Origin of the sequence: Enterobacter sp. DNB-S2 (assembly GCF_019443845.1) — a bacterium.
Lineage (GTDB): Bacteria > Pseudomonadota > Gammaproteobacteria > Enterobacterales > Enterobacteriaceae > Enterobacter > Enterobacter asburiae_B.
In genome coordinates, this window is record NZ_CP050520.1 from 4,613,963 (window position 1) to 4,626,395 (window position 12,433).

The following is a 12,433-nucleotide window of genomic DNA, read 5'->3' on the forward strand; positions in this document are numbered from 1 at the left end:
CATCCCTCAATACAGACATTGATGAGTAAGACTTCCTGTAGACTATCATTCAATGGCTGCCATTAATTATAAATAAAAAACAATCGCAGAAAAGTCACTTCCCTAAACATTAAGAGTTTTTGTCATGAAACTTCCCAAACATGCACCAGAAAGTACTTTAATTGAGGCAGGTAAACCACATTAAAAATATATACAAAGCTGTCACAATATAAATAAAATACCAATATATCAATAATTTACAAATAAACAATCATTTCAATAAAACCGCCAAAAACCACTCGATACAGAATTATCTCAAAACAACACAGCCCCATTTCAACATATTTATCCGGCAACATATCAGGTGTACATTAGCTTTCACCCAGTCCACTGAGATAAGGATCCATAATTACCTTTAGGTAAGTACCCCGTAACATCACTGCATTCAGATTTAATGTTCTCATTTATGGCCTTTAACCCTGAGTTTAAAGGCGGCCGTGTTATGCAATGGATTCATGATAAACAAATGGCAAATAGATATGGAAAGATCGCTTCGCTTCAATACGTTATTCTTTTATCGCGCCCCAACATTATTGTTTCTGTTATTCCTCTTTCCTGTTCTGGCTCAGGCGACTGAATCCGTTTATGAGCAACAGATTCAACAGGCGCGTAACGGTAATTACACGCCGTTTCTCGATTATCTTCAGCGTTATCAGCAGCAGCATGCCCTGACGCCTAAACAAGTTGCGGACTGGTTACAGGTTGCGTCCTGGGCAGGTCATGATGACGAGGTTATTCAGGTCTGGCAGCGTTACGGTATTTATATGCCGCTGCCCGCCCGCGGCGTTGCTGCCGTCGCGCAATCCTGGCGGAATAAAAAAGCCTGGCAGCCAGCCCTGGCGCGCTGGAAAGAGGCGCGTAGCCTTGCGCCGGATAACGACGACTATCGTATCGGCTACATCAAAACTCTCGCCGATGCCCGCATGGACACGCTTGCCCTGCAGGAAGCCCAACGGCTGGTAGCGGAAAATCCTTCTCAGGCACATCTTGAGACGCTCTCGTATGTCTGGTTACGCCAGGGAAAAAGCTGGGATCGGCTGCTGGCAGATACCCGCGCGCTGAATATCGCGCCTGAGAATAAAGCGCTCCTCAGCGAGCTGATCGACGCGCTAACGGATAGCCGGGTGAACACCCCCGCGCTGCAGCTTTCACAAAGCGTCACGCTGTCCCCCGCGGAGCGTCGCCGTCTTGAGCGTAATGCCGCCGCCGAACAGGTTCGCCTTGCCGATGTGCCCGGCAGAACAGAAAAGGAGCGCCTGCAGCTTGCGCAAACCGCGCTGAATCGTTACGACGCCCTGCTTTCCCGCTGGCAAAACGATCCGCAGGCGGCGGAAGACGTCGTCCTGGCGCGTATCGACAGGCTTGGCGCGCTGTATGCGCATGGTGATTACCCGCAGGTCATCCGTGAATATCAGGCGCTGACGGCTGAGCAGCATCCGATGCCGGGCTGGGCAATCGGCTGGGTCATCTCCGCGTATCTTCAGGAGAAAAACGCGGCCGCCGCCTTCGCGCTTCTGCAACGCTATCCGCAATACGCTTCCGACCCGCAGGACGAGGAGCACGCGCTTTTCTACGCCTGGCTGGATACGGGAGATTATCAATCCGCCCGCCGATATGCTGAGCGCCAGACCCGCAGCGTCCCGTGGACCCGCTACGATTTCGGCTCCCCTACCCCTCAGCCGAACGATCGGTGGCTTACCGGGCAGTCGCTCCGCTTTAACTATTTGCTGGCAACGAATGCGCTGCCGGAAGCCGAAAAGCTGGCGCACCGTCTGGCGACAACGGCGCCGGGCAATCAGGGATTACAGATTGACTACGCCACCCTGCTTCAGGCGCGGGGCCTGCCGCGTGCGGCCGAGCAAACGCTGAAAAAGGCGGAGGCGCTGGAGCCGTCCAATACAGAGCTAGAGCAACAGCAGGCTTACGTCGCGATGGATCTACAGGAGTGGCGACAGATGGATTTACTGGCCGACGACGTGCTTGCCCGCGCGCCTGCCGACCGCAGCGCCAGGCGTCTCGACAGGCTCAGGACGGTCCACCACATGTCCGAGCTGCGCCTCAACGCGAGCAAGGGTTTGCACTCCGATAGCCCCGTCAGCGGGACGCACGACCTGAGCTGGGACGCCACGCTCTATGGCCCACCCGTAGCGGACAGCTGGCGGCTGTTTGCGGGTACCCGCTACGCGCAGAGTAATTTCGATGAAGGCAAAGGCACCAGCCGTCACCTTTTGGGCGGCGTCGAGTGGCGACCACGCGACCTCCAGCTCGAAGCCGAGCTTTCCAGCAACCGCTATCACGGCGAAAACAAGCCGGGCGCTCGCCTCGCAACAACGTACTTTGTGAACGATAGCTGGCAGGTCAGCGGCAGCCTGGAACGCCTGTCGCGCACTACGCCCCTTCGGGCGTTACGCAACGGCATTAGCGCCAACCGGGGTGAAGGCGGGGTGCGCTGGTATCAAAACGAGCGGCGTGAGTACCAGTTCAGCGCCGCCCTCAGCCGCTTCTCCGACCATAACCGTCGCCAGGAATACACCCTCACGGGCAAGGAGCGTCTCTGGCAGACCCCGTCTATGACGCTGGATCTCGAACCGGGGATCGCCGCCAGTAAAAACAGCCTGCGCGACACGCTCTACTACAACCCGGAGCGGGATCTGTCCGTGACGGCGGCCCTGGCCGTTGACCATGAGATGGTCCGCCATTACGACACCCTCTGGAGCCAGCAGTTTGTAGCGGGAGGCGGCAGCTACTGGCAGAAAAATCAGTCCGCTGGCGCCATCGCCCTGCTGGGTTACGGACAGCGCGTCCAGTGGAACAACATCATTGATACCGGCGTGATGCTGAACTGGGATAAACGCCCGTACGACGGCAAACGCGAGAGCAATCTCTCCGTCACGTTTGACGCGACTTTACGCTTTTAAGGATGAATATGCTGAACACACGTTTTTCCGTGAGCCTGATACTCCTCGGCTGGCTCTGCCTCAGCGCGAGCGTCTGCGCGCAGGCGATCTCGTTCATTGCGCCCAAAGATCGGCCGCAGCTGGAGGCGAGTAAACCCTGGCCGGAGAACCAGTTTCTGGTCCTGGCCTACCACGACGTCGAAGACGATGCCGCCGATCAGCGCTACCTCTCCGTTCGCACCAGCGCGTTAAACGAGCAGATAAGCTGGCTTCTGCACAACGGCTACCACGCCATCAGCGTACAGGACATTCTTGACGCGCATGACGGGAAAAAAACGCTGCCGCCAAAAGCCGTTCTGCTCAGCTTTGACGACGGCTACAGCAGCTTTTACACCCGCGTCTGGCCGCTGCTTAAGGCATGGAACGTTCCTGCGCTGTGGGCGCCGGTGGGCAGCTGGGTGGATACGCCAGCGAATCAAAAAGTTAACTTCGGCGGCCTGATGACGCCCCGGGATCGCTTCGCAACGTGGGACATGGTGCGCGAGCTTAGCCAGTCCCCGCTGATTGAGATCGGATCGCATACCTGGGCCTCGCATTACGGCATTCCGGCCAACCCGCAGGGCAGCCGGGAACCGGCCATCGCCAACCGCTTTTATGACAAAGCGACGGGTCGCTATGAAACCGATCGGCAGTTCAGCCAGCGGATCGGCGATGACGTTCGCAAAGTGACTGAAAAAATTACTCAGGTGACGGGCAAGGCGCCGCGCGCCTGGGTCTGGCCCTACGGTGCCGCCAACGGTACGTCGCTTGCGATCGCCAGACAGCAGGGTTATCAGCTGGCCTTCACCCTTGAGGACGGGCTGGGGAACGTGCAGGATCTGGGCAACATCCCCCGCCTGCTGATCGCCGGAAATCCCTCGCTCAAGGCGTTTGCCAGCACGGTCAGCCAGGTTCAGGAGCGCGATCCCGTGCGCGTCATGCACGTCGATCTCGACTACGTTTACGATCCCGATCCTGCCCAGCAGACCCAAAACATCAACAGGCTGATCCAGCGGGTCTACGACATGAAGATCAGCCATGTTTTCCTGCAGGCGTTTGCCGACCCGCAGGGCGACGGCAGGATCAAGGCGCTCTATTTCCCCAACCGTCGGCTGCCGGTTCGGGCCGATCTCTTTAATTTTGTCGCCTGGCAGCTGCAAACCCGCGCCGGGGTAAAAGTCTTCGCGTGGATGCCGGTGCTCTCGTTCGATCTCGATCCTTCCCTGCCGCGCGTGCAGCGCCGGGATCGTCAAACCGGCCAGCTGCGCGAAGCCACCGAGCCCTATATCCGGCTCTCCCCGTGGGACCCGCAGGTGCGCCAGCAGGTGACGGACATCTATGAAGACCTGGCCCGCTATGCCAGCTTCAACGGGATTTTGTTCCATGACGATGCGGCGCTGACGGACGTGGACGATGCCGGTCAGAACACCACGCGTCAGAAAAGCCAGACGCTTATCGGGTTTACCCACGCCCTGAGCCTGGCGGTGAAGCATATCCGTGGCCCGCAGATAAAAACCGCCCGCAATATGTTCGCCTTACCCATTCTGCAGCCCGAAAGCGAAGCGTGGTTCGCGCAGAATCTTGATGATTTTCTGGCGGAGTACGACTGGACGGTGCCGATGGCCATGCCGCTGATGGAGTCCGTTCCGGCAGACGAGAGCGATGCCTGGCTGACGCGTCTGGTTAACGCGGTCGCCGCGCGCCCCGGCGCGCTTGATAAAACCATTTTCGAGCTGCAGGCCAGGGACTGGGACCAGAAACCGCAGCGCGCCGTTGCCAACAGCCAGCTTGCGCAGTGGATGCGCGTGCTCCAGCTGAACGGCGTCAAAAACTACGGTTACTACCCCGACGACTTTCTCAACAACCAACCTGATATCTCACGCATCAGGCCTGAATTTTCTTCGTACTGGTACCCTGACAATGACTGATCGCATTATCGCCTTCTCTATTTTATGTCTGGTATTCGGGTTGCCGTTAGGCGTGGCCGCCCTCTTTACCGGCGAACTGATTCTGGATTTTGTGTTCTTCTGGCCGCTGTTCATGTCGGTGCTCTGGATAACCGGCGGCCTCTATTTCTGGTTTCAGCTTGAACGCCACTGGTCGTGGGATAAAGACACATCCGCCCCGACGCTCGCCGGTGAGCCGCTCATCTCCATTCTTATCCCCTGCTTCAACGAGGGACGAAATGCCCGGGAGACCATCAGCGCCGCGCTGGATCAGCGGTATGAAAATATAGAAGTTATCGCCATCAACGACGGATCCTCTGACAACACCGCGCAAGTGCTGCAGGAGTTGGCGCAGGAACAGCCGCGCCTGCGGGTGATTAACCTCGCGGAAAATCAGGGGAAAGCGCTGGCGCTTAAAGCCGGAGCCGCGGCGGCGCGGGGCGATCTGCTGGTCTGCATTGACGGCGACGCCCTGCTCGATCGCGATACCGCCGCTTATCTGGTGGCCCCGCTGATTCAGTACCCCCACGTCGGGGCGGTTACCGGGAACCCGCGCATTCGCACGCGCTCCACGCTGATTGGCCGCATTCAGGTGGGCGAGTTCTCTTCCATTATTGGGCTCATCAAGCGGACGCAGCGGATCTATGGCCGGGTCTTTACCGTCTCCGGCGTCATCGCCGCGTTTCGCCGACAGGCGCTGGCGGACGTCGGGTACTGGAGCCCGGACATGATCACCGAAGACATCGACATCAGCTGGAAGCTTCAGCTGCGCCACTGGGATATCTTTTTTGAGCCGCGGGCGCTGTGCTGGATCCTGATGCCGGAGACGCTGAGGGGCCTGTGGAAACAGCGTCTGCGCTGGGCTCAGGGGGGCGCGGAGGTGTTTCTGGTCAACCTTCGCAGGATTGTGCGCTGGGAACATCACCGCATGTGGCCGCTGTTTATGGAGTACGCGCTGTCAACGCTGTGGGCCTTCGCGTACGCGATGACGGTGCTGCTGTTCCTCCTCAGCCAGGTTGCGCCTGTTCCCGCCAGGCTGACCGTGGAGAGCCTTTTTCCACCGGAGTTTACCGGGCTGCTGCTGGGCGTGATGTGCCTGCTGCAGTTCCTGGTCAGCTTGTACATCGAGCGGCGCTATGAACGTAAAGTGGCCAGCTCGCTTTTCTGGGTGATCTGGTTCCCGATGGTGTACTGGATGATCGGCCTGTTCACCACCCTAGTCGCATTTCCAAAAGTCATGCTTAAACGCCAGCGCGCCCGCGCGCGCTGGATCAGTCCGGACCGGGGAAAAGGGAGCATTTAATGAACGAAAACACCTTAATTTTGACCGAGCATCGGCTCTTGCCGCGTCTTTTTGATGCCGCGCTAACGCTGGTGGCGTGGGGAGGATTTCTGTTTTTCCTGTATGCCCGTCTGTGGATGCAGCTAACCGATGAGAGCGACCACCGCTGGGGCGTGATTATCGCGTCCTTTAATACGGTGTTGATCTACTTGCTATTTGCCGCGCTCAACGGCTGGCTGCTGATTTTGTGGTATCAGTACAACCGCCGTCGCGCCCACGTGAGACGGCGCCAGCCGGGCTATTTTCACCAGGAGGAGCTGGCCCGCAGCTTTAACGTCTCACCGCAGATCATCTCCGAGATGAGCCAGTACAACCTGCTGACGGTGTACCACGATCAGATTGGCCGCATCATCGATCTGAAGATCAACGAGCAGCAGGAAGAGGAAGAGCAGTAACGAAAAGCCCCCGCAGGATGCCCTGCGGGGGCTTTTTTATCGCGGATGTAAACTACTTGTCTTTAACCACAATCAACGGCTCGATATCGCTCTCTTTCTTCACCACCAGCGAGTCATCGCCGCGCAGACAGGTTCCGCCGTAGTTCCCGCCCACGGTGAAGGTGCAGACCTGTATGTACTTGCCGTCGACCTTCGGCAGGCACCACAGCTGCTGGTAGATGTTTTTGCGGTCAACAAACTTGCCGCTGGATTTATCCAGCAGTTCGTCCTGGGCGCTGATGAGATCGATATTGCTGCCGCAGCGTCCGGCAATCGGCTTGACGGCATAGCCGGTCTGCTTCAGCAGATCGTTAACCCCAAAATCGGTGTCGAGCAGATAACGGTGATTCGGGAACAGCTGCCACAGGACCGGGAGAATCGCCTTGTTGCCGGGAATAACGGTCCACAGCGGTTCGAAGACCAGCACCTCCGGGCGCAGCAGGACGTCAATCAGGCGCACCTCGCCCTCGGGATGTCCGGTGCGGATCGGCACGGCGGCGTATTCGGTTTCGCTTACCTCGCGGATCTGCTCTATCGCCGTTTCCCACGCCCAGGTTTTCCACACGCAGTTGACGTGGCGACCTTCGTCGTCAATCAGCTGTCCGGCGGCATCCCAGCTGAGCGCCTCCAGCCCGTGCAGAATTTTGGTCTCGAACCCGGCCTGCATCAGCGAACGCTGAATAAAGAGCGCGTGATAGTCCTCTTCGACATCGTTGTCCTGCATGATGTGGACGAACGGCCGCGCGTGGCTGTGCTTCCACGCCCCGGTCAGCTCTTCCAGCAGCCCTTCCGCCGGGTTATGCCCGTTGCCGCGATAGCCGTTTTTCACCCACTCTTCGAGAATCAGCCCGCCCTCGGTATGGCAGGACGCGGAGTCGGCGTTGTACTCGTAGACCTTAATGCCTCGCTCATCCATGCAGAAATCCATACGACCGGTGATCATATGGTGGCGACGCCACTGCCAGGAGAGGCGCAGGCGCGGCCAGAGGATTTTCGGGATGTCGAAAAGCGCCAGCAGGCTGTCGTCTTTCAGCACCTTGTCCGTCGCGTGCAGGTACATCAGGTGCAGTTCGTTAGTGGCCTTGATCAGCTCCTGCTCGGCGCTTTCGGTAATGGTGAAGTACTGGCAGGGATCTTTGTTGATCACATGGCCGTTAGCGCGGATATACGCCTGCTGCAGCGCGTCATTTTCGTTAAGCCATTTTCCGTCGAACTGACGCTTGTTTTTCAGCCGCGCGCCGCTGATTTTCAGCAGTTCGCCGTCGATTTCCGGCTGGGGAATGCTGTGTTCCGCGTCGTCGGTCTGGATCATCCAGCCGAGAATCTCCGTGTCGTTGAAGGTGTCATGGATCGTGTAACACCCGTTCTCCACGCTCAGACGCAGCTCGCGCGTCCACTGCTGCCCGAGCGGCAGCGGGGAGTGAATCACGTTCTGCTCCGCAATACGCACCTTATCGTCGAGAAGCTGGGTGATCACCGCCACGTGGCCGGTCTCGTGAAACTCGCCGCCCTTTTGCCAGATCAGCAGCGCCCCGGCGCGCGGCGCGCGTTTTGAACCGTTGGCAAAAGCCTGAAGGGGCAGAATGTTATCGTTCACCACCTGGCGCAAAAAGCGCAGGGAGAAGATTTCCCACGCCATGCCGACGTCGGTAAACACGAAGCCATAGTTGAGAAACAGGAAACGGCGGGCAAACTCAACGCATTGCCACTTGTGGCCCATGTATTCGTTGCCGATATAGCTGCGAAAATCCGCGTCTTCCGGGTATTTTCGCGGGTCCAGACTGCCGTAATTTGAAGAGTAAATCGCCACGCCACCGGGCGCATAGCCTAACAATGTCCCGAATGGCGCATCACTGCTTAACTTTCCTTTACGCATGTATCCAACCTAAAACAGGCAGGCGGCAATTTTTTTAAGGGTTGTCGTCGTCTGCACGTTGTAATTAACCTGACAGAGGGACATTTATCATACACCTGCGCGGCGCATTAACTACATGTTAAACAGCCAGCATGCCGCGAAATGCCCTGGCGCGATCTCCCGCATGGCAGGCTCCTGCGTCTGGCAAACCGGCATCGCGTGCGGGCAGCGGCTGCAGAACTTACAGCCCGGCAGCGCGGACGTGGGGCCTGGAATGTCGCCGCGCAGGGTGGCGTCTTCGAGGTTGCGGATGCGCGGATCGGGCTGGGGAACCGCCGCCAGCAGCGCGCGGGTGTAAGGGTGCGCCGGACGTTGATACAGTTCATTCGCCGGAGCAACCTCCACCAGTTTGCCGAGATACATCACCCCAATGCGGCTGGAGATATGCCGCACCATGGAGAGATCGTGGGCGATGAACAGATAGGTTAGTCCCAGCTCCTGCTGCAGATCCTGCAAAATATTCACCACCTGCGCCTGCACCGAGACGTCCAGCGCAGAGAGCGGCTCATCGCACAGCACAAATTCAGGATGCACGGACAACGCGCGGGCGATACTGATGCGCTGACGCTGGCCGCCGCTGAACTCATGCGGGAACCGTTCAAGGTGCTCGTGCTTCAGCCCCACTTTGTAGAGCAGCGTTTCCGTACGTTCCCGCTGTTCTTCGCGGCTGTAGCCGTGGATCTGCATCGGCTCGGCCACCAGCTGTCGCACCGTCATTCCGGGGTTGAGCGAGGAGTAAGGATCCTGAAAAATCGCCTGCATCCGTTTACGCAGCGGCTTAAGCTCTTTTTCACGGGCGTGGGCAATCGCCTGCCCGGCGAAGTGGATCTCACCCGAGGTGATATCGAAAAGGCGCAGGATGGCGCGCCCGAGGGTAGATTTTCCGCAGCCTGACTCCCCCACCAGGCCAAACGTCTCGCCGGGCTGGATATCAAAGCTCACGCCGTCAACCGCCTTCACGGCCACGCCTTTACGCAGCAAACCGCCGTTGAGCGGATAGTGCTTGCGCAGATCGCGCACGCTCACTAATGGCGCCAGTTGTTCACTCATGCCTGAATCTCCTTGTCGGCCCATAACCAGCAGGCGGCGCGATGGCCCTCTCCGGCGGTGTAAAATGCAGGCTGTCGTTCACACTGGGGCATGCGCTTCGGACAGCGTTCCGCGAACGGACAGCCCGGTGGCGGGTTAAGCAGGCCAGGCGGCGAACCTTCAATGGGCGATAAACGCTGATTGACCTCATCCGGACGCGGCAGCGAGGCCAGCAGCCCCTGGGTGTAAGGATGCGCAGGGCGATAAAAAATGTCCTCCACGCTCCCCTCCTCCATTACCAGCCCGCCGTACATCACCACCACGCGGCTGCAGACCTGCGCCACCACGCCGAGATCGTGAGTGATCAGCAAAATCGCGGTCCGGGTCTGCTGTTGCAGACTTTTCAGCAGGCGCAGGATCTGCGCCTGAATGGTCACGTCCAGCGCGGTGGTCGGTTCGTCGGCAATCAGCAGCTTCGGGTTGCAGGAGAGCGCAATCGCGATCATCACCCGCTGGCGCATCCCGCCGCTGAACTCGTGGGGATACTGGTCGTATCGCCGTTCCGCCCCGGCAATGCCTACCTGTTCCAGCATGGCGATGGCCGCCGCTTTGGCCGCTTTTTTGCTGAGTCCTTTGTTGCGCATCAGGATCTCAGCCATCTGCTTGCCGATGGTCAACACCGGGTTCAGGGCGGTCATTGGATCCTGAAAAATCATCGCGATCTGGTTGCCGCGAATGGCGCGCATCTGCGCGGGCGTTTTCTGCGCCAGATCCTCATTCTGGAAGCGGATGCTGCCGCCGGTTATCCGTCCGTTGCTCCCCAGAAGCTGGATAATCGACTTGCAGGTGACGCTTTTCCCGCAGCCCGACTCGCCGACGATGCCGACAAGTTCGCCCGGCTGAACCTGAAAGCTCACGCCGCGCACCGCGTGAACCTCGCCCTCGCGGGTGCGGAACGTGGTTTGCAGGTTCTCAAGCGCTAATAGGTTATTCATCGCGATTCGCTCCCGGCTCAAAGGCGGTACGGAATACATCGCCCAGCACGTTAAAGCTGAACACCGTCAGCAGGATCAGAATGCCGGGGAACATCGCCAGCCACGACGCTTCGCCAATATAAGACTGCGCGTTGTTAAGCATGCTTCCCCATGACGCCGCGGGCGCCTGCACGCCCAGCCCTAAGAAGCTGAGGGTTGACTCCATCAGAATGGCCGAGGCGATATTGAGCGTGGCCGCCACGATAATGGTCGGCAGCACGCCGGGAATAATGTGGCGCACGATGATGCGCAGCGGATGCTCTCCCGACGCGCGGGCATAAAGCACGTACTCGCGCTCTTTCACCGACAGGGTTTCAGCACGCACCAGGCGCGACATGTTCATCCACGTCAGCAGGCTGATAATCAGAATGATGTTATCCACGCCCGGCTTGAGGTAAGCATTTACTACCAGCAGCAGGAAGAAGGCCGGAATGGCCATCAGGATATCCACGGCGCGCATCATCAGGTTATCCAGCCAGCCGCCAAAATAGCCGCTCACCGTTCCCACCACCGTGCCGATAAGCGTGGAAAAGAGCATCGCCAGAAAACCGACCATCAGGGAGATCTGGCCGCCATACAGCGCGCGGGTGAAGTAGTCGCGGCCGTATTCGTCGGTGCCGAACCAGTGCGCGGCATCCGGCGGCAACGTGCGCGCGCCGAGCGCCATCCGATCCGGATCGTACGGGCTTAACCCCGCACAGAGCGCGGCGACGACGAAAATAAAAAGCACAAACAGAGAGAACTGCGCCGGACGGTTGCGGCGCAGCTGGTGACGAACCTGCTGCCAGCGTCTGCTCATCCGGGTTACCTCAGCGTACGAATGCGGGGATCGGCGAAGCGATAAAGCACGTCGGCGATCAGGTTACCGACGATCAGCATCATCGACGAGAGCATGATGATCGCCATAATCAGGGGGTAATCCAGCGAGGCGATCGACTGGATCCCGAGCAGCCCCATCCCCGGCCAGGAGAAGACGCTTTCCGTCACATAGGCCCCCACAATCAGCTCTCCGAACGACAGGCCGAACAGGGTGATCACCGGCAGCAGCACGTTTTTCAGAACGTGCCGAAACAGAATACTGGAACGCGTCGCGCCGTAGGCAAGCTGGGTTTGCACGTAGTCGGCCGAGAGCTGCGAGATGGTGTTGGAGCGGATGTAGCGCACGTAGCTGGAGAGGTTGTAGAACGTGAGGGCAATACACGGCAGCACGCCGTGACGCAGCAGATCCAGCCCGTTATCCTCCATGCCGATGGTGCGCATCCCCATGCTGGGGAACCAGTTAAGCTGCACGGCAAAAACGGTGATGAGCAGGATGCCGAACCAGAATATCGGAACAGAAATGCCGATATAGGCGAATAAATTGAGCAGATGATCCAGCCAGCGGTGCTTAAATGCGCCCGCCAGCAGCCCCAGCGGGATCGCCAGCACGATCGCCATCAGCAGCGACGCGCCCATCAGCCCCAGCGTGGCCGGAATGCGTTCGCCGATCATCTCCAGCACCGGACGGTGGTAGATCAGCGAATAGCCGAGATCGCCCCGCAGGACGTTTTTCAGCCACAGGACGTACTGTGTGACCAGCGGCTTATCCAGCCCCAGGCTCTGGCGAATACGCTCGATGTCTTCCGGGGCCATGCGCGGCGTAATGTACGCCGCCACCGGATCCCCAGGCGCGAGCTTGACCAGCAGAAACGCCACCAGTGAAATAAAGAACAGCATCGGCAGCAGCTGCAGCAGCCGACGCGTGAGGAGTGTGTTCAC

Annotated in this window: 9 protein-coding genes; 4 read left to right on the forward strand and 5 right to left on the reverse strand. The window is 58.8% G+C overall.

Annotation, left to right across the window (positions count from 1 at the left end; genetic code table 11):
• Window positions 1-518 precede the first annotated feature (518 nt).
• From pgaA to pgaD, 4 genes are read left to right on the forward strand one after another with little or no spacing between them, the layout of a single operon-like run.
• Entirely contained in the window at window positions 519-2,957 is a 2,439-nt protein-coding gene (pgaA, locus tag HB664_RS22215) for a poly-beta-1,6 N-acetyl-D-glucosamine export porin PgaA (RefSeq protein WP_219940222.1), read from the forward strand.
• Between the two features lie 8 nt (window positions 2,958-2,965).
• Window positions 2,966-4,903 (forward strand): poly-beta-1,6-N-acetyl-D-glucosamine N-deacetylase PgaB, encoded by a 1,938-nt coding sequence (pgaB, locus tag HB664_RS22220; protein ID WP_219940223.1) that lies wholly within the window; start codon window positions 2,966-2,968, stop codon window positions 4,901-4,903.
• Window positions 4,896-6,224, forward strand: a complete 1,329-nt coding sequence (pgaC, locus tag HB664_RS22225) for a poly-beta-1,6-N-acetyl-D-glucosamine synthase (protein WP_219940224.1) — start codon at window positions 4,896-4,898, stop codon at window positions 6,222-6,224. The genes pgaB and pgaC overlap by 8 nt, the downstream gene beginning before the upstream one ends.
• A complete protein-coding gene (pgaD, locus tag HB664_RS22230) occupies window positions 6,224-6,658 on the forward strand; it encodes a poly-beta-1,6-N-acetyl-D-glucosamine biosynthesis protein PgaD (protein ID WP_032659996.1) in 435 nt (144 codons plus the stop codon). Before pgaC ends, pgaD begins: the two co-directional genes overlap by 1 nt.
• A gap of 52 nt (window positions 6,659-6,710) precedes the next feature.
• Here pgaD and gss read toward each other — a convergent pair whose 3' ends face one another.
• The 5 genes from gss to HB664_RS22255 all read right to left on the reverse strand — a co-directional run bounded on the left by gss (window position 6,711) and on the right by HB664_RS22255 (window position 12,433).
• Window positions 6,711-8,573 (reverse strand): bifunctional glutathionylspermidine amidase/synthase, encoded by a 1,863-nt coding sequence (gene gss, locus HB664_RS22235; protein ID WP_219940225.1) that lies wholly within the window; start codon window positions 8,571-8,573, stop codon window positions 6,711-6,713.
• A gap of 111 nt (window positions 8,574-8,684) precedes the next feature.
• Window positions 8,685-9,662 (reverse strand): ABC transporter ATP-binding protein, encoded by a 978-nt coding sequence (locus HB664_RS22240; RefSeq protein WP_069303302.1) that lies wholly within the window; start codon window positions 9,660-9,662, stop codon window positions 8,685-8,687.
• Window positions 9,659-10,636 carry an ABC transporter ATP-binding protein gene (locus HB664_RS22245; protein ID WP_219940226.1) on the reverse strand — a complete coding sequence of 326 codons (978 nt, stop codon included), beginning with the start codon at window positions 10,634-10,636 and terminating at the stop codon, window positions 9,659-9,661. Before HB664_RS22245 ends, HB664_RS22240 begins: the two co-directional genes overlap by 4 nt.
• A complete protein-coding gene (locus HB664_RS22250) occupies window positions 10,629-11,474 on the reverse strand; it encodes an ABC transporter permease (protein WP_023294546.1) in 846 nt (281 codons plus the stop codon). The genes HB664_RS22245 and HB664_RS22250 overlap by 8 nt, the downstream gene beginning before the upstream one ends.
• Window positions 11,475-11,479: 5 nt before the next feature.
• Window positions 11,480-12,433, reverse strand: coding sequence for an ABC transporter permease (locus tag HB664_RS22255; protein ID WP_047646342.1), 954 nt, complete (start codon window positions 12,431-12,433; stop codon window positions 11,480-11,482).